The organism is Bacillus sp. 7884-1 (assembly GCF_002272245.1).
Lineage (GTDB): Bacteria > Bacillota > Bacilli > Bacillales > Cytobacillaceae > Neobacillus.
This window is the reverse complement of sequence record NZ_NPDD01000133.1, coordinates 1-20751: the sequence shown is the minus strand read 5'-3', so window position 1 is coordinate 20751 and position 20751 is coordinate 1. Positions and strand designations below refer to the sequence as shown.

The window sequence follows — 20751 nt, the reverse complement described above, 5'->3', positions numbered from 1 at the left end:
TCTCGTGCCTTCCGCACAAATCAACATAGTTCTAAAATCAACAGTTTACTTTTAACACAGCCTAATAAAAAAGGAGCTCTCATTGTTAATGAAAGCTCCTTTTACTTTTGTATTCACTTGTTATTCATTTGCAGTTTCTGTTTCATTTATACCTTCTGTTGCAGTTTCATTTTCACTTGTACCTTCTGTACTTTCCGTACTTTCAGTTTCATTGGTACCTTCGGTGTCTTTTACTTCGGTATTTTCAGTTACTCCTTTTTTCATTTTGGGAGCTAAATATTCGAAGTCATTTGGATCTATTGGTGTATATCCCGCAGGCTGGTAGAAACGTAAAAGGTCTTTATAAACGATTTCATCTGACATTTGAAGCTCTGTTGCGGCTTTATCTGCAATTTCCTTACATGCCTCAGTTCCTTCGAGTATTTCCCCTGTTACGTTACTGTAGCATTTACCTTTTACTTGAACGATTTCAGGTGAAACGAAATCACCATTTCTAAATAATGCCCAATTACGGTGATCCTTAGATAATAAATCAGATCCAAGTTCCAAGTAGTCTTTTGTATCAACACCTAATAAGTGCAGAATGGTTGAACGCACATCAGCCTGACCACCATATTGCTGCTGAATCCCTCCTTTTACTCCAGGAACATGAATAAATAAAGGAACTCGCTGCAAGCCGGTATTTAGGGTTGGAGTAATTTCCTCAACACCAAGTACCTTCGCCATCGCCTCATTGTGATTTTCAGAAATACCGTAATGGTCTCCATACATCACAATGACTGTATTATCGTATAAACCCGAAGCTTTTAGATCATTAAAGAACTGTTCAATCGCCTCATCCATATAGTGCGCGGCTTGGAAATATTGATCAACCACTTTATCGCCTGTATCTCCAGCAGGAAACTCAGTATCCTCTGGATCCATTTCAAATGGAAAATGGTTAGAAAGGGTTAAAAACTTCGTATAGAACGGCTGAGGTAAGCTCTTCAGTAAAGGCATTGATTCTGTAAAGAATGGCTTATCCTTTAAACCGTAATTCTTAGTATTTTCCTCTATCATATTGTAATATTCGGCATCAAAAAATTGATCATAGCCTAAAGCTTTGTACATAACGTTTCGGTTCCAGAACGTTTTATAGTTCCCATGAAACGAAGCAGAATAATAGCCGTTGCCTTTTAGAATGGCTGGCATTGCATGGTAGGTGTTTTGTGCTTTATTGACGAAAACAGCACCCTGAGCCATTGGGTATAATCCATTTTCCATCAGGAATTCTGCGTCTGACGTCTTACCTTGACCAGTTTGATGAAAAAAGTTTTCAAAATAAAATGCTTCATTCCCATGAACTAAGGAATTTAAGAACGGTGTTACTTCCTGACCATCCGGCATTTTATAATCAATAGCAAAGCTTTGAAGGGATTCCATTGCAATATAGACTACATTCATTCCTTTAGCTTTACCGAAGTACTCAGGATTAGGTGCTGCAAAATTTGCTTTCCGATAGTTCTCGACATCTGTTATATCACTGCTGTCGGCAAGTGCCCGTTGGCCTGAAGATTTGATGTTTTGAATAACATCATAAATGGTAAAGTTATAGGCACCTAAATATTTTACCAAGTAATTTCTATCAAACGAACGGCTTAATAGCTGTGGACGGTCTTTTTCTGCCAATCCAAGATTAAATAAGAATACCGTGACCGCAAACAATAGAACTACTTTAAATGACTTTCGATTCTCAACAGTAACCTTCTTAAATACAGTCAGAGACAATGCTATCAAAATAAAGAAATCTAAGAAGTATAAGAAATCAAATGGCGACATTAATGAAAGTGCACTATCTCCCAGTTGTCCAGCATTTGTTTTGGTCGACATTAATACTGGAACTGTAATAAAATCGCTGAAGAATCTGTAATAGGCAATATTAGCGTACAATAAGAACGATAAAATAAAATTTGTAATAATAATGACTAATTTCATGCGCTTTTTGAAAAGTAAAGCTAAACCAAAGAAGAATAGCGCTGAACTTAGCGGGTTAATAAACAAGAGGAATTTTTGTAGGGTATTGTCAATTCCAAGGGTAAATTCAACTTGATATGCTGCGTATGTTTTTAGCCAGAATAAAACAACGGCAATTGCAAAGAAAGCAATGGATCCATTATTTTTTATTTCAGGCAGTCTAATCTTTTTCATTTTTTATTCTCCCCTCACTTACCAATAACTTCGGTAAACGAACCTCAATTACTATATCACATATCCACCAAAATAAAAACAGAACCGCTTCCATTAATAACCAATTCATTTCGTCAATTTTCACTATATTTTGCTAGTAATCTAACATTCTAGAAAGCTTGGTCAAATTCCTTGGATAAATCGAAACTCAAATATCTGCCGATCCAAGCTGCTTTGAACTTCTTTTATATAAGACGAAAGGAAACCCATTAAGTTTCAAATTATTTTAGGTATCTTTTTCTAAGTAATCATAAACCGGAAATTTAGAGCATGCAATATGATTTTAGTCTTATCTTTTAAAGAATATAGAACAAGCTATCCTTTTAGAACTATTAACAATAGTAGAAAGCGGTTACAAATTAGCGAATGAAAACCCAAATCAAGGTAAAAATAAAATGACAATAATATTAGGAGTGAAAATATGAATGTAAACCGTGTTAAACAAATTCTATCGTCTTCTGCAGATATTGAAGTCAAATATAATGGAACTTCTGTCTGGATTGACCAATTAAACGAGGATGGAAGAACAGCTACTGTACACCTCAGAGGTCCTCTTGAAGAAAGAACGATTGTTGAGATAGGGGAACTTGTTGAAGACTAAAAAACACCTCCACCTTTCGAATAAAGGTGGAGGTATTTTTATATTTGGAGATTTGCGACTATATCATATCTTCGTTTTCCTTATCCAGATCTCTAGGCTTAGGCTTAATTTGTTGATCGAAGCCTTTTTTTAGTACATCCTTTGTATTTGTGCCTACATCAATTGTGGTTTCTGATTTAGGAAGCTGGCTTAATTCCTTTCCTCTTGGCATTTTCTCACCCCTTAATAGTTAAAGTGTTCAAGGTGAGTAAAATTTAATCAAATTGTTTAATGGCGTGGGTTGCTAAAATTTGGATAGTCATATCATCCATTGGCGGGTTGTGAAGCCCTGCTCGCACATCACGATAGTATCGCTGCAAAGGATTTTTTAACGACAAACTTTTTGCTCCTACTAATCTCATTGCTAAATCCACTACACCAATGGCATTATTTGTAACATTTAATTTGGCTGCTCCAAGGATTGGACCCATTTTCCCTCTGCGCAGCTCGTCAGAATCATCCCATTGCTTTGCGACAGAATATAAGAAATACTCTGACTCCATCAGCTTCAATTCCATTTCCCCTATTTTTTGCCGGACGTTCGGTAAGTCAATGATTGTACCTTCAACACTATTAGGAGAATAATCTTTAGCAAATTCTATCGCATATTTCTTTGCCGCTTTTGCTATCCCAAGATAACAAGCTGGTATATGAAGAAGCCAGCCATTTGGTTTCTTACCCTCATTTCCAAGTTGCTCAACAAAGAATTCCTCAGGTATGGATACATTGTGAAGAACTAAATCATGACTTCCCGTTCCACGTAAGGCAATACTATCCCAGGTTTCTTCAATAAATATTCCTTTTGAGGATCTAGGGATGAGGAAGTTTCCTACATGATTGGTAGCTTTTATCGTTGCACTTACAATAAAATAATCTAATACGGGGGCCATGGTAGTAAAGGTTTTTCTCCCGTTTATTATCCAATTATTCCCCTCTTTATAAGCTGAGGTTTCAGGCTTTCCTCCACGGGTCGGGCTTCCTGTTTTTGGCTCTGTTGCAGCACTATTGATTAAGTAACCATTTCTTACGTCTTTACAGATTTTTTTAAAGATGATTTCATCCCAAGAATTTTTTTCTGAGAGATTTTTGATAATCCCCATATGCCAGCCGATTGATAGCGCGGTTGCACCATCTCCCTCAGCAATTTTTTCTTGAAAACGAAGCATGTCATACAAAGAAATTTCTCTTCCCCCATACTTCTTAGGAACCGTTAATGAGGTATAACCGCTATCTTTTAAATCTTGAATATTCTCGTATGGAAAACTTCCCTCGATATCTACTTGATGAGCTCTTGACAAAAATCGCTCTGAAAGTTCTTTCATCAATGCATATTGCTGATCAAATGATTCTAATTGTTGAAAATTCATAAACTTCCTCCTACCCTAATCTCATCATTTTTTATGATTGATTTTAAATTAAATTAATATGATAATACACGAGCGAGGAGATATTTTCCATTTTTCTTATAAATCTTACTATATTCGTAGATTTGTGCCATAGTTCATAGTTAAATCTAGAAAATTGTTCTATAATACACTAAGAAAAATTTACCAATAAGTGTTTATGTGCAAAAATTTCGTAGTATAGATTTTAAATGGAAATACTACACATATTGGAAATGAAGGGGGATTGGAATGTCTCAAGGTACAAAACAATTATATCTTCAAACTACAAGCCTTGTTGCCGGTTTTATGGTCTGGGTGCTTATTTCATCACTTATGCCATACATTCAAGCAGATATTAAACTATCATCAACGCAAATTTCCTTGGCCACGGCCGTACCTGTAATCCTTGGGTCCTTACTTAGAGTTCCAATTGGATATTGGACAAATCGGTTTGGTGCTAGAACCATTTTTACAATTAGTTTTATTGTTTTATTACTGCCTATTGGAATTCTAAGCATTGCTAACTCACTATTCATGTTGATTTTGGGTGGATTAATGCTCGGTATTGGCGGAGCAGTTTTCTCTGTAGGTGTTACTTCCCTGCCTAAATATTACCCAAAAGAAAAACATGGCTTTATTAATGGAATTTATGGTGCTGGGAATATTGGAACAGCACTTACATCGTTCGCTTCACCCGTTCTAGCAAATGCATTTGGATGGAGAATGACGATACAGATATTCCTCGTTGTTGTCTTGGTCTTTGCAGTCTTAAATTTTCTTTTCGGTGATAAAAATGAGAAAAAGGCTAACAACTCCTTATCTAATCAAATAAAAGAAGTTTATAAAAATGAAAAGCTTTGGTTTTTAAGTTTATTCTATTTCATTACGTTCGGATCATTTGTTGCCTTTACAATCTATTTGCCTTCTTTCTTAGTCAATCATTTTGATTTAGATAAAGTAGATGCTGGCTTACGTACAGCTGGTTTTATCGCATTGGCTACTGTTTTCCGGCCAATTGGCGGTTGGCTTGGAGATAAATTAAATCCATTTTTTATTTTAATAGGTGTTTTTTCTGGACTTACTTTTGCCGGTTTTCTATTGGCTTTTACTCCATCTCTTCCAATTTATTCATTTGGCTGTTTATTCGTTGCTATTTGTGCAGGACTCGGAAATGGTACCATTTTCAAATTAGTACCTTTATATTTTTCGAAACAGGCAGGAATCGTAAATGGTATTGTCTCAGCGATGGGTGGACTTGGAGGCTTTTTTCCGCCAATCATTTTGACCATTCTCTTTAATTGGACTGGACACTATGCAATTGGCTTCATGTCGCTATCAGAATTTTCATTAGCAGCTTCAATCCTAGTCGTCTGGCTCTACTATCGTGAAAAGCAGGATATTTCCGCCAAAATTGTCAATCATGCTACTGATGGAATTACTGTTACTGATAAAAATGGAATTATTCAAAGTGTCAATCCCGCTTTTACAAAAATAACAGGTTATACCATGGATGAAGTGATTGGAAAAACACCGAGTGTACTTCAATCTGGAGAACATGATAATACCTTCTATAAAAAGATGTGGGATAGTTTGATAAATGCAGGCTACTGGGAAGGGTTCATTTGGAACAAACGAAAAAACCAAGAAATTTACCAAGAGTGGTTAACAATTACTGCCATTCGCGATGACAGTGGCGACACAAAAAATTATGTTGGCATGTTTCATGAAGTTGATAATAAAAAGAAATCATAGCCTATAGACCTTCTTCTAAAGGCTTCCGTTTTCGGGTGCTTTCTTATTAAAAAACACAAGAATTGACTTATGAATTGGCATACGTCTTTTTCTTTATTTATCAAGGTTTCTACCAAATTTCATTAACTTTGACATAACAATTGACGTCATTATTATGATGGACAATAAGTATTGTACAATTAATAAAGAGGTCAAAAATTCTGTCATTTGCAGTGCCGTTTTGAATACCAATTTTATTTTTCTTTCCCGCATCTAGGATCAAGAGGGTCCGCACTTAGACGGTTGGGGGACCAGGTTAGATTAAGCACCCGAGCTGATAAATAGACGGAAAATTTCCGCTTAATTAGTAATTATTATTAAAAAGGGCTTAAATAGACGGCGAGATTCCGCCTATTGCCTCGAAACATTCGAAAATGGGAGATTTTGCTCTGCATAGTCGGAAAAACTCCCCTTATTTATCCCGAAACGAGCTCCATTCTGTATTTAACCGGAACATCTCCGCTTATTTTACTATAGCTGGTTACTCGATTACGGGAAAGACATTTTATTTAAAAAGAAATGAGCCTTCTTCAAAAATCAAGAGAACCTCATTTTGATGCATTACGGTGAGGTTTTATATAATTAAGGTTTTTGTATTCCTAAAAAAGAAACTCGCCAACTTGGCGAGATTTACTTATTTATGTACCCATAACGATGCCAATACGACTGTCATTTCGGCACGTATTTTAAGAAAAGCACTTCAAAACGGAACTCTTTAACCTTCTTCGGAGGGTCTTTTATTTTTCGTCAAAGAGCTAAACCGAACAAAATATTACAACTTTTTGTCTTTTACCTCAAGTTCACATTTCCTTCACTATTTTTGTGACGTACGTCACAAAAATCATGTTACCATCTGATTTATAGTGAAAACACAAATAACATCCACGTAGAAAAAAATGAATGTGGATTTAGGGAGAGATATAATATGGCACGAATTAATTATTGGAATCCTGAGGATGAAAAGTTTTGGAAAGCAGAAGGAAAAAAACACGCACAAAGAAATCTATGGATTTCTGTTCCTTCTTTAATGCTTGCGTTTATTGTTTGGCAGATTTGGTCTGTGGTGGCAATAAGACTAAATGATATTGGCTTCAATTTTACAGACGAACAATTATTCACATTAGCAGCGATCCCAGGTCTTGTTGGAGCAACTCTTCGATTTGTTTATACTTTTGCAGTCGGTTCTATTGGTGGGAAAAACTGGACTGTCATTTCAACAGCCGTCTTAGCCATTCCCGCTATTGGGATTGGATTCGCGGTACAAAATCCTGACACTCCATTTTCAATTATGTTATTGTTAGCAGCACTTTGTGGTCTTGGTGGAGGTAACTTCTCTTCCTCTTCAGCAAATATTAGCTTTTTCTTCCCGAAAAAAGCAAAAGGTACGGCTTTAGGTATTAATGGCGGTTTAGGAAACATGGGTGTGTCAGTTGTACAATTTGTAACACCATTAATCGTTACAACTGGTGCTTTCGCATTTGCAGGTAAGGGTCAAGTATTAGCAAACGGTCAACAAATATGGTTACAAAATGCAGCATTCATTTGGGTAATTCCGATTGTGATTATGACATTACTTGCCTACTTTAAAATGGATAACGTTCCAGGTGCGAAACAATCAGTTGCAGATCAATTTGTTATTGTAAAACGTAAGCACACTTGGATTATGACAGTACTTTATATCGCAACATTTGGTTCTTTTATTGGCTATTCAGCAGCATTCCCGCTTCTATTAAAATCACAGTTCCCTGAATATATCTCACTTGCCTTCCTTGGTGCGTTAGTTGCAGCTGCTGCAAGACCTGTTGGCGGCTGGATGGCTGATAAATTCGGTGGAGCTAGAGTAACGGCTTATGTATTTGGGGTTATGACTATTGGTGCATTAGGAGTTATTTACTTCTTAAATATTAATCAGTTTGCTGGTTTCTTAGGTTCATTCCTTGTTTTATTCCTTGCTTCTGGGATTGGTTCTGGATCAACGTTCCAAATGATCCCAACCATTTTCATTCCAAAAGAAGCTGCACCAGTAATAGGGTTTTCAGCAGCATTTGCAGCCTACGGTTCCTTCCTCATTCCTAAGCTTTTTGGATGGTCCGTTGATACAACAGGTTCATACGTAACAGCATTCTATTTCTTCATTGGCTTTTACGTCATTGCTTTTGCATTGAACTTTTTATACTATCAAAGAAAAACAACTGAAGTTAAACAATTGGTTAAGCAAGCTGGGTAACTTCCAGCTTGTTTTTTTGTTTCATTAAATAATAAAGGCACGGAATCTGAATTCCGTGCCTTCTTTTATATTCGAGAAATGGCTACTGCACATGCTTTGTATTCTGCAGTACCTGATATCGGGTCATATTCGTTTAATGTTAAGACATTTGTTGGTGTTTCACTCCAATGGAAGCTCATGAACACAAGTCCAGGGACAACCATTTCTGTAATTTTGGCTTTAACCGTTAACTCTCCTCTTCGGGAACGAACTTGAACCACTTCACCATCGATAATCCCTAAGGCAAGGGCATCATCTGGATGAATATCCACCGTTTCTTCCGTTTGCTTTACCTTAACGCCTGGTGCATAGTAACGTGTTTGCGAATGTGTGTTATACGATTCATAACGTCTGCCTGTAGTTAAGGTGAAAGGATACTCGTCATCTGGGAGTTCCAATGGTTCTGTGAAATCTACTGGTACAAATGGTGATTTTTTCACAACAGAACCCCGATTGTGAAACCTCTCATGCATGATCAATGTGCCAGGATGATCTTCAGTTGGGCATGGATAATGTATACTATATTCTTTTTCTAGTCTTTCGTAAGAAATACCACCATACATCTCCCAAGCGAGTTTTCTAACCTCATTCCAGATTTCTTCACTGCTTGAATAGTTCATTGGATAGCCCATTATCGTTGAAAGCTCACACAATATAACCCAATCTTCTTTAACATTTTTCCCAGGCTCTACAGCTTTGCGAACTCTTTGAACTCTTCGGTCTGTATTGGTATAAGTTCCGTCAACCTCCCCCCATGAACAAGCCGGAAGGACCACATCTGCCATTTTTGCACTTTCTGTTAGGAATATATCCTGCACAATTAACAAATCTAGCTTTTCCATTAGCTTTTTTGTATGGTTCATATGAACATCAGCGAGCAATGGATTCTCTCCAATAATGTAAAGTGCCTTTAACTCGCCATTTTCGAGTCGGTCAAAGGTTCTTGTTTGAGTGTCACCAACATGAGGATTTAGCCTAACATTCCATTCTTTTTCATAACGTGCTCGGTATTCATCATTGACTAAACTCATTGATCCTGCCAGTTGGTTTGGCAGGCACCCCATATCCCCTGCACCTTGAACGTTGTTTTGCCCGCGTAATGGCATAATGCCTGTTCCCTCTTTACCGATATTACCAGTCAATAAAGCAAGATTTGCTATATCAAAGACATTATTAACACCACAATGGTGTTCTGTGATTCCAAGTGTATAAGCAATCATTGAACCACTTGAACTAGCATATTCCCTGGCTGTCGTTACAATATCCTCTGCATTTAAGCCAGTAATGGAAGAAGCATATTCAGGTGTGTACATCTCAACATGCTTTTTTAAAGATTCGAAATCAATTGTAAATTGCTGAATGAACTCTTCGTTGTATAGATTTTCCTTTATAATAACTCGAAGGAAGGCATTAATTAATGCAATATCTGTGCCAACCTTGATTTGCAAATGACGATGAGCAAATTTAACCATGTCAATCTTTCTTGGATCAATGACGATTACTTTAAGTCCATTTTTAATAGCTTTCTTTATTCGGTTTGCTATAATCGGATGTGCTTCTGTGGTATTTGATCCCATAAGCAGCAATACTTCTGCTCTGTCAAAATCCTCTAATGTATTCGTTGGGGAACCGCTTCCAAAAACAGTTGCCAGACCGGCAACACTTGGTGCGTGTCAGGTGCGGTTACATCCATCTATATTATTACTGCCAATCACTGTCCTCATAAACTTTTGTGTAACATAATTTGATTCATTGGTTGTTCTAGCACAAGCAAACATCGAGATTGCATTAGGTCCCCAAGTATCTCTAATCGAGGATAATTTATCTGCAATATATTGGTATGCCTCATCCCATGTTGTTTCTACTAATTGCCCAGCTTTCCGAATAAGTGGATTGATTAATCTATTGTTCGAATGAACGTATTCATAAGCAAAGGCGCCTTTCACACAGGTTTGACCTTTATTAACCGGTGCATCTTTATCACCGCGTATTTTCATTATTCGATTATCTTTGACTTCTAACACTAAACCGCAGCCTGTGCCGCAATAACCGCAAATCGTTTTAACTAAATTTGCTTCCCCCACATTTTCCCCTCCCAATTCAAACATTTGTACTTATATAAACATATTAATCTATTTATCCTAAAAGTAGCTTTGTTTTTTAAAAAAATAATTGTCTATTTTTCGAAATGTTTGAAAGGGTAACAAAAAAACGGAAGAGAGTATCTTCCGTTTTTCATCATGCTGGTTTTGCCGGTAAGAGGATATTGAAAGTTGTTCCTTTATTTGGCTCACTCTCAACAAAAACTTTTCCATTATGATTTTCAATAATTTTGAAGCTGACCATTAATCCAAGTCCGTTTCCATTTTTCTTCGTCGTATAGAATGGTTCACCGAGTTGTTTTAATTTTTCTTTTGATATCCCAACTCCAGTGTCCTGAATGGATATTTGAACATTGTTGTCATGAATCATCGTTTTTACGTGTAGTTCCCCGCCATTTGGCATTGCTTCTATTCCGTTTTTAATAAAGTTCAAAAACACTTGCTTTAAGCGGTTTTCATCACACTCAATTTGGATAATTTCATGAGGACAATCAAACGTAAGTTTAACATGCTTCTTTCTTGCTTCAAACTCTAAAAGGGATACCACATTTTTAATTATAGGTACCACGTTCTTTTCTTCTAATTCCACCATTTTAGGTTTTGCCAAAACCATGAAGTCCTCTACAATGGTATTAACACGCTCAATTTCATCTAATATAATATTCATAAATTCCAAGCGTTCAGGATCTTGCTCATCTAATGTCAGAAACTCTGCATATCCCTTCATAGATGTTAACGGATTTCGAATTTCATGGGCTACACCCGCAGCTAATTGACCGACGGCAGCAAGCTTATCCTGACGATGGAGTACCTCTTCTGTTTTCTTACGCTCTGTTATATCATTGCGAATCGCCACATATTGATATGGTTTTCCTTTTTCACTTAAGAAAGGAACGATTGTCGTATCTACCCAATAGAAAGTTCCATCCTTGGCTTTATTTCTTATTTCGCCTTTCCAAACCTTTCCTTCACCAATCGTTTTCCATAAATCCTTAAAGAATAATTTTGGATGATACCCTGAGTTTAAGATGGCATGATCTTTTCCAATAATCTCTTCCCGGCTATATTTTGAAATCTCACATAACTTATCATTTACACTTGTTATAATTCCCTTCGCGTCCGTAAAGGCAACTATCGTAGATTGGTCTAGGGCAAAGCGAATATCTGTATTATCTTTTATTGATTCTTTTAAATGTTCTTCTGCTCTTTTTCGATCAGAAATATCTGTTCGAATGGCAACATATTGATATGGCTTTCCTTTGTCATTTAAAAATGGAACGATTGTCGTATCAACCCAATAATGTGTACCATCTTTTGCTCTGTTACATATCTCGCCCTTCCAAACCGATCCTTGACCAATCGTCCTCCAGAGATCTTTGAAGAATTCCTTTCCATGGAAGCCAGAATTTAATATTCTGTGATCCTCACCTAGTAATTCCTCACGGCTGTATTTCGATATTTCACAGAACTTATCATTTACACTTGTAATCTTTCCCTTTTCATCTGTAATTGCAATGATGGACGATTGATCAAGAGCAAATGAAATATCCTGAGTTTCTTTTATCGATTCTAAAAGAGCTTGTTCCGCATTCTTTCGATTGGTAATATCAGAACGAATGGCAATATACTGAATCGGTTTACCCTTTTTATCTAAGAAAGGGACAATTGTTGTATCAACCCAATAATAGGAGCCATCCTTTGCTTTATTTCTTATCTCACCCCTCCATGTCTTCCCAGCTTGTATGTCAGTCCATAAATCCTGAAAAAACTCTTTATGGTGGTATCCTGAATTTAACATCCGATGGTTCTTTCCGATAATTTCCTCCTTTTTATACTTTGAAATTTCTTCAAACTTATCATTCACATAAACAATCGTACCTGAAGGGTCTGTGATAGCTACAATTGTCGAAGCATCTAAAGCAGCTTTGATATCATTTAGATTCGTATCTGATTCGGCCAGCTGCTTACTAATTAAGGTACTAGAGGCAATTAACCCGCTTATTATTAATACTGTTACAAATAATACTAAATATATTAAAAATGTCTCTTCATTAATGATTTCATTCATTGGATTGTTGGTTGAAATAATCGTTGAGGCTCTTTTTAAAAGAAAATGCCCTTCTACAATCGCACTTGAAATAATTAGCGCACTAATTGGTTTTAACCATGTCTGGCTTCCTTTTGAGTAGATTTTAGAAGAAAAAAGAATCCATAAGGAAAATAAAAAAGACCCATATATTAATAGTCCCGAAAATACAAAAATAGGAATATTATATTTAATCGTCAGATTCATAGCATAAATACTTATAATATGAATAGCAAAAACAGCTATTGTTAAAAATAAACTTCCAAAAAGCAAATGAATGGAACGAATTTCCTTGCCAAACAGAGGTATAAAAGCCATTCCTGAAAAAGCAATCCCTATTAGAATGGATAAAATGGTCAAGGGTATTTGGTAACTAGAAAAGCGAGTAATATCAGCTGCAATTAACCCGACAAAATTCATGACCCATATCCCCACTCCCATCGATACAGAGCCGCCAAGATATAAAAGTCTTTTATTATTCTTTGAATTTTTTATTAACGTAAACATATCTAAACCAGTATATGAAGCCATGATGGTGAGTCCTATGGCAATAACAATTAAATATGAATGAAATTCGCCAGAAACTGTATCCATTTAGGGCATTCCCCCTTTGACCTATTCTCTTTCTACTAGATTGTAATGGAAATAAATACGGTAGTGAAGTGTTTTAGTTCACAAAATTGTCAAATTTACATTATATTAACCAAATAATTTTTTTACAACATACATAGCAGGACCAAACTTGCACAGAATATTCTTACAGGATAAATGTATCATTTTTCAAAAAAATTAAATTATTTATCAAAAAGGACTACACAAACTTAATTTTTTTGATTATACTGTACTACAACAGGTTGATAATAAATAAACTGTATTAAAAAAGGAGGAGATTTTTAATCATGTTAGTAAATCCAGTTGAATTTTTCCGCACTTTGCAAAAAAAGGAATGCCCAGAATGTGGGCAGCATATGGAAGAACAAGCAGAAAGCTACTTAATGGAATGTGATCGCTGTTTAGCAAAAAGAGAAGAATAAAGAGAACAAATTTTTTTAAATAAGCTGTACTACAACAAATAAAAGGTTAATAAACTGTATTAAAAAAGAGGGGGTATTTTAATGTTAATTAGTCCAGTTGAATTTTTCCGCACTTTGCCAAAGAAGGAATGTCCAGAATGTGGGCAGCATATGGAAGAACAAGCAGAAAGCTACTTAATCGAATGTGATCGCTGTTTAGCTAATAAAAACGAATAGAATATAATGCGCATGCTCCCCAGAGATGGGGAGTTTTTTGTATTCTAAAATAAGGAAGGAATAAACACATTTCAGATAGCAAAAACTTAGTAAAGGAGGTGTTTGTGTGGCAAATGAAACTACTTCATCGAAAAAAAAGCAAACATCCATTCAAGGGGGAATATATCCTTCTCAAAAATATGTTCCAGGTGATTCTGTAGACGAACATAAGGATATTGAGGATGCAACGATCATGTTGGCTGGTGATGAAATTCGTCAACAAAATGAAAATCTGTAAAAGAGGAAGGTAAATGGATATGGATATAGTTGATATTGCGAGTGCTAAGCCAGGAGACGAAGTGTTTGTAATCTATCGTAATCCACATGTACCCACTGTTGCTAATATACAAGTTGCTGAAATTGTCACTCATCCGAAGGATCCAAATGCACTTGCCTTGTTCCTAAACGAAACCTTTCATGTGATCGAAGACGATGATGCTCTTTTCCCTACTTCTGAATCTGCTCAAAGAGCATACGAGGGTCATTTCTTTGATTTTGGCGAAGAATAAAAGACTGTCATTTATTGACAGTCTTTTTGAATACTTTCTTCATTATATTTTCGGAAGCTCTCTTATTTCTGTAGACATTTCATTTCCACACATTGGACAAAGCAAATCGTCTGTGACAAACTCCTTTCGCATCCAGCCAATACAGGCATTGTCCATGCAAGAATAAATTTCGGTTTCAAGCATAATTACTTCAATTTCTTCATCCTTAGCCCTTTTACCATAAAAAATGGGAACCGCCTCCTTTTTTTATAGTATGTACCAAAAATGTCCTTTTCATTGCTCATAAAACAATCTTTACCATAAACAAATAAGGAAGGAATAATTTAAATGAAAATTAATGAAAAAAAAGTAACTGTGGTCGGAACAGATATCGAAGAAGTAAAGAGGTTAAACAGTCAATCAGGCTTAAGTTATAACCAAGTGAAACAGCTGCTCGCCAAGAAACAATTAAATAATAGGCAGCCTTCCGAGTAGGAAGGCTGTTTTCATTATATATCAGTGTAATCAATGATTATTTCATCATCATGCCTTTTTGAAAGTATTTTTCCTTTCTTCCTATTCTCTTTTGTTTGAAAGATAATATCAAAATCATAATCATCCGGATAAAGTTCGTTTGCCGCGATATAAAGCTTTATTCTTTTATGGTTGACAGATATTTTTTCTCCTTTGACCTGGACCACATAATTCCCTTGTTGATCAGGACCGCTATAAACAATCCCGACCTCATTAGTTGGTGAGATTTTTACATTGTCCCCTTGAATGAATTCAGGAATCTTCTCCGCCGGTATAACGCTTTTTTTTCTATTTTTGTATTTATTTACAATTACTTGTTTTTCTAATTCCTTCTGTTTCCAGATATCTGTTTCCTTATTGGCATAATTTTTAATTTCTTTATATGTTACTTGATGTGCTCTCTCAATAATTTTCGGATGAATTCCTAGTTTTAGAGCAATTGCAAATGCCTGACTTTCCCCTCCTTTTCCTATATTAAGACGGTACGTTGGACTAAGAGTCTCAATATCAAATTCCATCGACCCATTAATAAATCCTGGATGTTCTTCAGCAAACTCTTTTATTTCACTATAGTGGGTCGTAGCTAAAAGCACTGCTCCTTTATTAAACAGCTGCTCTAAAATCGCAGTTGCAAGCCCCATTCCTTCCCCAGGATCTGTTCCGGATCCAAGCTCATCAAGAAGAACTAAAGTCTGGTCATTTGTTTCCTTAAGGATTTCAATAATATTTACTATCCGCGAGCTAAACGTACTTAAATTTTCAGTAATACTCTGACCATCACCAATATCCACTAGGATACGCTGAAAGATACTAAGATTACTTTCTTCAGATGCCGGGATATGGAGACCGCACTGTACCATGAGTGTCAACAAACCAACCGTTTTAATACTTACTGTTTTTCCACCTGTATTTGGACCAGTAATCACTAGTGCACTTTGGCCATCCTTCATTACTAAGGATAACGGAACGGCTTTATCACCAAGGAGAGGGTGCTTTGCCTGAATTAACTTTATCTCCTGCTCATCATTCACCTTAACCTTCACACCATTAATAGACCGACTATATTTTGCCTTCGCAAACAAAAAGTCATAATGGACCATCGTTTCGATGGCTAATAGAATTTGCTGTTCTTTCTCTTCTACTAATCCTGTTAAATAGGACAAGACCTTTTGGACTTCAACATCCTCATCCGCTAACAGCCACGTTAATTGTTCTTGAAATAAAGCGATTTCCTCCGGCTCAATAAATAATGTTGACCCTGAAGCAGAGGTATCTAAAACTGCCCCTTTAATTTTATTTCGGTATTCCTTCTTAATAGGAATAACATATCTTCCATCTCTTTGACTGACAACATTCTCTTGTAGATACGTTTTATATTTGTTGGATCGAATCAACTGCATCGTTTTTTCTTTAAGACGCTCTTCATGAATGGCAATCTGTTTTCTAATTTTTAATAACTCTTTTGTTGCATAATCATCTACCCTTCCATTTCGAATACAGCGAATAATTTCACCAGCAAGTTCTGGCAATTCCTCAATCACTTCCACATATGAGGTTACTCTTGGTGCATAGTATTCCTTATCCTTCATGAACCTGCGCATTTTTCCACAACAATCTAAGAAATCATAAAGCTTGGATAATTGGTCAGGATGCAGTGCAATACCTTTGTTTAATTTAGATAAAATTTGTTCCATACCTCCCAAACCATGGACAGGGACACTCGAGCTCTTCTTGAGTATTTCGACTCCTTCAGAAACTTCATCCAGCCATGCTTCAATTTGTTTCAGATGTGTGGATGGCGTAAGATTATAGATTTTTTCTTTTCCTTCATTCGTCAATGCAAATTCTGCTATTCTATCTTTGATTTCTTGTACTTCCAATACTTTAAACGTATGTTTATTCAATGTTTTTCCCTCCAGAATAAAATAAAAATAGCCGCAATGAACAATGTCATTGCGGCTACGCTAAATAAAACGAGTATTTCCTCATTTTGTATACAAATTTTATCCATAAAAAAACTGTCTACTCAAAATGTACACAGCAGCATGGAGAAAAACTGTATGCTTGGTATGCCCATTGTTCTTAACTTCATTCCAAAACGTACTCAAATAGGCCTATATTCATTCATAAAATTGAACAAGGCGAAAATGGAATGAAAATATCCAATTGATTGGATTAGTTAAGAACGACACCTAACATACAACATACTCCCTTATTAAGAAAATATTGATTCTTTTAAAGAATACAATAATCAGAATCATTTGTCAAAGTTATCCACATCTTTTAGTATATGCAAAAATTCATAAATGTTTAACACGTTTGACTTTCTTTCGACTATTTCTTTGCTTGTTTAGCACTTATTATTAAAGTAGGTCAAATAATTACAGGTGGGATATATGACTACTGACACACAAACCGAGAATCTTCTAACCAATGAATTAATAGAACTCTTACATTCCGCAGGAAGAATGATTGAAATAAAAAAAGGATCGTTTCTTTTTCAAGAAGGTCAGCCTGCCTCAGAAATGTTCCTTATCCTTTCTGGAAGAATCCAAATTTCGAAAATGAACGCAGAAGGTGAAGAATTATATTTACGCTTATGCTCTCGGCATGACATCGTTGGCGAGCTGACTCTATTTACTGAGGATCCAAGATATATTTTCAATGCTAGAGTAATTGAAGATGGACATGTGGCAGGTATTCAATTAGATATATTAGAGAAAGCATTATTTCAAAACAGTACTCTTGGCTATCAGTTTATTAAGTGGATGAATGATCATATTAGAAGAACCATGACTAAATTTCGAGATTTAGTACTATACGGTAAAAAAGGAGCACTTTATTCTACATTAATTCGATTATCAAATAGCTATGGCTTACATAAAGAGGACGGAATCCATATCACTGTCCCCATTACCACACAGGATTTAGCTCATTTTTGTGGAACAGCTAGAGAAATAGTCAGTCGAATGCTAACTGACTTAAAAAAAAGGAAAATTATTTCGATCGACCATAAAAAAATAATCATTCATAATATTGATTATCTTAAGGTCGAAAATGATTGCGGAAACTGTCCAGTTTCCCATTGTACGATTGACTAAATGGTGTTTGTTTGTACGGCTCAATTTTGTTCACGAAATATCCACATCTTTTTGCAAAAAACTTCTTTATCCTTTATGTTAGGAGGGGAAAACATGAAAAAAATCTATCTAATATGTAGTTTGGCAGTGTTTCTATTGATTACAGCTGGAATCTCTTATTTTCTCATTCGGGATGCAAGCTCCAAAATACCTGCAAATATTAGCTTAATTAATCAGAATGGTGAATCTTATAGTTTTGGTGATGATAATAAACTTAAACTTGTCGAATTTATTTATACTAATTGTCCAGATATTTGCCCGACCACTACACAAAAGATGGTTCAATTACAGGGTGATTTAGAAAAAAGCAATGTCTTCGGGAAAGAAATTGAGTTTCTTACGATTACTATCGACCCTTACCGGGACACACCTGAAGTGATACAAAAATACATGAAGGCTTTTGAAATTCCAAATTCCGATAATTGGATTTTCCTCACTGGCGATCAAGAAAATATCAAAGCTGACCAAAAAAAGATTAGGGAAGTTGCAGAATCACTCCAGTTTCAATATAAAGACCCTGGAAACGGCCAATTTGTTCATACATCGTTTACCTATTTAATCGATGAAAATAATAAATTCATTTCTAAATTCCCAATGGGAGAAGAGTTTGATAAACAACAAGTCTATGAAGAAATCATGAGTGAAATTGAATAAACATAAAAAAAGCGGTTAGTCCTTTGGATTAATCGCTTTTTAATACCTATTTAATTCACGGATGAAGGAAACTTTTTTATTTGCTGCAGAGATAATAGGTAGTTGGACTTTGGTTTGGTTAAACTTGCTTTTATTCCGGCCTGTTTTAACTTGTTAACGAGTTCAGTAAGTTGCTTTTTCGACATACTTCTCACCTACTTTATTCCTTCAGTACTTCTTTACAATAATTTTACAACAAAAATATGAATAAAGTGTGAAAACGACGAAAAAAAATTAGAAAAATTTTCTGCAATTTGTTTTATTATTTTCTAATAAATTCTCTCATTCAACAAAGAATTCGCTCTTCATCCAATTTAATGGTATAATTAGTAGATATTTTGCTGTTGGAGGATAATGATAAATGATAACTGTTAGTAACGTAAGTTTAAGATATGGTGACCGTAAGTTGTTTGAAGATGTAAATATTAAATTTACGCCTGGAAATTGCTATGGTCTAATTGGTGCAAATGGCGCTGGGAAGTCAACATTCCTAAAGATCCTATCCGGAGAAATTGAATCTCAAACCGGAACAATTCAACTTGGTCCAAACGAACGGATGGCTGTATTAAAACAGAACCACTTTGAATACGAGGAACAGGAAGTATTAAAGACTGTAATTATGGGTCACGCAAGACTTTATCAAGTAATGCAAGAAAAAGATGCTATCTATATGAAGGAAAACTTCACAGATGAAGATGGAATGAAAGCTGCTGAGCTTGAAGGTGAATTTGCTGAATTAAACGGCTGGGAAGCGGAGCCAGAAGCAGCGATTCTTTTAAAAGGACTAGGTATTGGTGAAGACTTACATTATAAAAAAATGGCTGAAGTAACAGGTTCTGAAAAGGTTAAGGTTCTTTTAGCGCAGGCACTTTTTGGCAGACCTGACGTACTGCTGCTGGATGAGCCGACGAACCACTTAGATATTAAAGCCATTCAATGGTTAGAAGAGTTCTTGATAAACTTTGAAAATACAGTCATTGTTGTATCCCATGACCGTCATTTCTTAAATAAAGTTTGTACACATATCGCTGATTTAGACTTCGGTAAAATTCAAATTTATGTAGGTAACTATGATTTCTGGTATGAGTCTAGTCAATTAGCGACAAGACTGACTTCTGATGCTAACAAAAAGAAAGAAGAGAAAATAAAAGAGTTACAGGCTTTTATTGCTCGATTTAGTGCGAATGCTTCTAAGTCAAAGCAAGCTACTTCTCGTAAGAAGTTATTAGATAAAATTACGCTAGACGACATTCGACCATCCTCTCGCCGTTATCCGTTCGTAGGATTTACACCGGAACGAGAAATTGGTAATGATTTATTAATGGTTGAAGGCTTAACAAAAACAATTGACGGCGTAAAAGTCCTTAATAATGTAAGCTTTTTTATGAACAAAGGTGATAAAATTGCTCTTGTTGGACCGAATGAAGTTGCGAAAACAACTCTTTTCAAAATATTAATGGGTGAAATGGAAGCTGACAGTGGCACCTTTAAATGGGGTATTACCACTTCACAAGCCTATTTCCCTAAAGATAACTCCGAGTTTTTTGAAAACAGCGAATTGAATTTAGTTGATTGGCTTCGTCAGTTCTCGCCTAAAGATGAAAGCGAAAGCTTCTTAAGAGGATTCTTAGGCAGAATGCTATTTTCCGGAGAAGAAGTGCTTAAGAAAGCAAGCGTCCTTTCTGGAGGAGAAAAAGTTCGTTGTATGCTCTCTAAGATGATGTTAAATGGAGCAAACGTTTTACTTCTTGATGAGCCGACAAACCATCTTGATTTGGAATCCATTACCGCATTAAACAATGGTTTGATAAACTTTAAAGGGTCTCTTCTCTTTTCTTCACATGACCACCAGTTTATCCAAACGATTGCTAACCGGATTTTCGAATTAACTCCGAATGGTTTAGTTGATAAGCAAATGACTTATGATGAGTATCTTGAAAATAGTGATGTTCAAAAACAAGTGGCAGAGATGTATAACAATAATTAGTAAGTAAAGCGGGCACTCCGAGTGCCCGCTTTGTTTTGCTATTTTACATATGTCTGTTGATTTGTGCTCCAGGCACTTCGCGCACCTTAGGGCGGTCCGGGAAGCCTCCTCGGCGCTTAAGCGC

Annotated in this window: 19 protein-coding genes and 1 pseudogene; 11 read left to right on the top strand and 9 right to left on the bottom strand. The window is 35.9% G+C overall.

Annotated elements, in window-relative coordinates; all coding sequences use genetic code 11:
• Positions 1 to 120: 120 nt before the first annotated feature.
• On the bottom strand, positions 121 to 2187 hold the full coding sequence (locus tag CHI06_RS16180) for an LTA synthase family protein (protein ID WP_095249663.1): 2067 nt from the start codon (positions 2185 to 2187) through the stop codon (positions 121 to 123).
• 460 nt (positions 2188 to 2647) lie between these two features.
• Here CHI06_RS16180 and CHI06_RS16175 point away from each other — a divergent pair, with 460 nt between their 5' ends.
• On the top strand, positions 2648 to 2827 hold the full coding sequence (locus CHI06_RS16175) for an H-type small acid-soluble spore protein (protein WP_095249662.1): 180 nt from the start codon (positions 2648 to 2650) through the stop codon (positions 2825 to 2827).
• Positions 2828 to 2885: 58 nt separating this feature from the next.
• Here the strand turns inward: CHI06_RS16175 and CHI06_RS29810 are convergent, their stop codons facing one another.
• Both CHI06_RS29810 and CHI06_RS16170 read right to left on the bottom strand, forming a co-directional pair.
• Positions 2886 to 3038 carry a hypothetical protein gene (locus CHI06_RS29810; RefSeq protein WP_179292649.1) on the bottom strand — a complete coding sequence of 51 codons (153 nt, stop codon included), beginning with the start codon at positions 3036 to 3038 and terminating at the stop codon, positions 2886 to 2888.
• Positions 3039 to 3081: 43 nt separating this feature from the next.
• A complete protein-coding gene (locus CHI06_RS16170) occupies positions 3082 to 4233 on the bottom strand; it encodes an acyl-CoA dehydrogenase family protein (protein ID WP_095249661.1) in 1152 nt (383 codons plus the stop codon).
• Positions 4234 to 4500: 267 nt separating this feature from the next.
• Here CHI06_RS16170 and CHI06_RS16165 point away from each other — a divergent pair, with 267 nt between their 5' ends.
• Entirely contained in the window at positions 4501 to 6003 is a 1503-nt protein-coding gene (locus tag CHI06_RS16165; protein ID WP_095249660.1) for a NarK/NasA family nitrate transporter, read from the top strand.
• Between the two features lie 964 nt (positions 6004 to 6967).
• Positions 6968 to 8269: an MFS transporter gene (locus tag CHI06_RS16160; protein ID WP_095249659.1), complete on the top strand. Its 1302-nt coding sequence runs from the start codon at positions 6968 to 6970 to the stop codon at positions 8267 to 8269.
• A gap of 65 nt (positions 8270 to 8334) precedes the next feature.
• Here CHI06_RS16160 and fdhF read toward each other — a convergent pair whose 3' ends face one another.
• The 3 genes and pseudogenes from fdhF to CHI06_RS16145 form a co-directional block, all read right to left on the bottom strand.
• The gene (gene fdhF, locus CHI06_RS31105; RefSeq protein WP_373558152.1) at positions 8335 to 10254 is read right to left on the bottom strand and encodes a formate dehydrogenase subunit alpha; all 1920 of its coding nucleotides are present in this window, start codon (positions 10252 to 10254) and stop codon (positions 8335 to 8337) included.
• Positions 10231 to 10416, bottom strand: a pseudogene (locus CHI06_RS31100) (hypothetical protein); the annotation flags it as partial. The gene fdhF and the pseudogene CHI06_RS31100, both read right to left, overlap by 24 nt.
• Before the next feature lie 130 nt (positions 10417 to 10546).
• Positions 10547 to 13090, bottom strand: a complete 2544-nt coding sequence (locus tag CHI06_RS16145; RefSeq protein WP_095249656.1) for a PAS domain S-box protein — start codon at positions 13088 to 13090, stop codon at positions 10547 to 10549.
• Between the two features lie 305 nt (positions 13091 to 13395).
• On the opposite strand from CHI06_RS16145, the gene yhfH (CHI06_RS16140) reads away from it, so the two are divergent.
• The 4 genes from yhfH (CHI06_RS16140) (at position 13396) to CHI06_RS16130 (ending at position 14294) form a co-directional block, all read left to right on the top strand.
• Complete coding sequence (yhfH, locus tag CHI06_RS16140; protein WP_095249655.1) at positions 13396 to 13530, top strand: protein YhfH; 135 nt, start codon at positions 13396 to 13398, stop codon at positions 13528 to 13530.
• An 81-nt stretch (positions 13531 to 13611) separates the two neighbouring features.
• Entirely contained in the window at positions 13612 to 13746 is a 135-nt protein-coding gene (yhfH, locus tag CHI06_RS16135; RefSeq protein ID WP_095249654.1) for a protein YhfH, read from the top strand.
• Positions 13747 to 13852: 106 nt separating this feature from the next.
• Positions 13853 to 14023 carry a hypothetical protein gene (locus tag CHI06_RS29805; protein ID WP_165978957.1) on the top strand — a complete coding sequence of 57 codons (171 nt, stop codon included), beginning with the start codon at positions 13853 to 13855 and terminating at the stop codon, positions 14021 to 14023.
• 19 nt (positions 14024 to 14042) lie between these two features.
• Positions 14043 to 14294 carry a transcriptional regulator SplA domain-containing protein gene (locus CHI06_RS16130; RefSeq protein WP_095249664.1) on the top strand — a complete coding sequence of 84 codons (252 nt, stop codon included), beginning with the start codon at positions 14043 to 14045 and terminating at the stop codon, positions 14292 to 14294.
• A gap of 42 nt (positions 14295 to 14336) precedes the next feature.
• On the opposite strand, the gene CHI06_RS16125 is transcribed toward CHI06_RS16130, so the two are convergent.
• Positions 14337 to 14522: a cold-inducible protein YdjO-related protein gene (locus tag CHI06_RS16125; protein ID WP_095249653.1), complete on the bottom strand. Its 186-nt coding sequence runs from the start codon at positions 14520 to 14522 to the stop codon at positions 14337 to 14339.
• A 99-nt stretch (positions 14523 to 14621) separates the two neighbouring features.
• On the opposite strand from CHI06_RS16125, the gene CHI06_RS29800 reads away from it, so the two are divergent.
• A complete protein-coding gene (locus tag CHI06_RS29800) occupies positions 14622 to 14768 on the top strand; it encodes a hypothetical protein (protein WP_095249652.1) in 147 nt (48 codons plus the stop codon).
• A 14-nt stretch (positions 14769 to 14782) separates the two neighbouring features.
• Here CHI06_RS29800 and CHI06_RS16115 read toward each other — a convergent pair whose 3' ends face one another.
• Positions 14783 to 16711 carry an endonuclease MutS2 gene (locus CHI06_RS16115; RefSeq protein WP_095249651.1) on the bottom strand — a complete coding sequence of 643 codons (1929 nt, stop codon included), beginning with the start codon at positions 16709 to 16711 and terminating at the stop codon, positions 14783 to 14785.
• A gap of 492 nt (positions 16712 to 17203) precedes the next feature.
• Here CHI06_RS16115 and CHI06_RS16110 point away from each other — a divergent pair, with 492 nt between their 5' ends.
• Both CHI06_RS16110 and CHI06_RS16105 read left to right on the top strand, forming a co-directional pair.
• On the top strand, positions 17204 to 17908 hold the full coding sequence (locus CHI06_RS16110; RefSeq protein WP_095249650.1) for a Crp/Fnr family transcriptional regulator: 705 nt from the start codon (positions 17204 to 17206) through the stop codon (positions 17906 to 17908).
• A gap of 93 nt (positions 17909 to 18001) precedes the next feature.
• The gene (locus CHI06_RS16105) at positions 18002 to 18601 is read left to right on the top strand and encodes an SCO family protein (RefSeq protein WP_095249649.1); all 600 of its coding nucleotides are present in this window, start codon (positions 18002 to 18004) and stop codon (positions 18599 to 18601) included.
• Positions 18602 to 18651: 50 nt separating this feature from the next.
• Here the strand turns inward: CHI06_RS16105 and CHI06_RS30540 are convergent, their stop codons facing one another.
• Positions 18652 to 18786, bottom strand: a complete 135-nt coding sequence (locus CHI06_RS30540) for a hypothetical protein (protein ID WP_256989117.1) — start codon at positions 18784 to 18786, stop codon at positions 18652 to 18654.
• A 215-nt stretch (positions 18787 to 19001) separates the two neighbouring features.
• Here CHI06_RS30540 and CHI06_RS16100 point away from each other — a divergent pair, with 215 nt between their 5' ends.
• Positions 19002 to 20627, top strand: coding sequence for an ABC-F family ATP-binding cassette domain-containing protein (locus tag CHI06_RS16100; RefSeq protein ID WP_095249648.1), 1626 nt, complete (start codon positions 19002 to 19004; stop codon positions 20625 to 20627).
• Positions 20628 to 20751 lie beyond the last annotated feature (124 nt).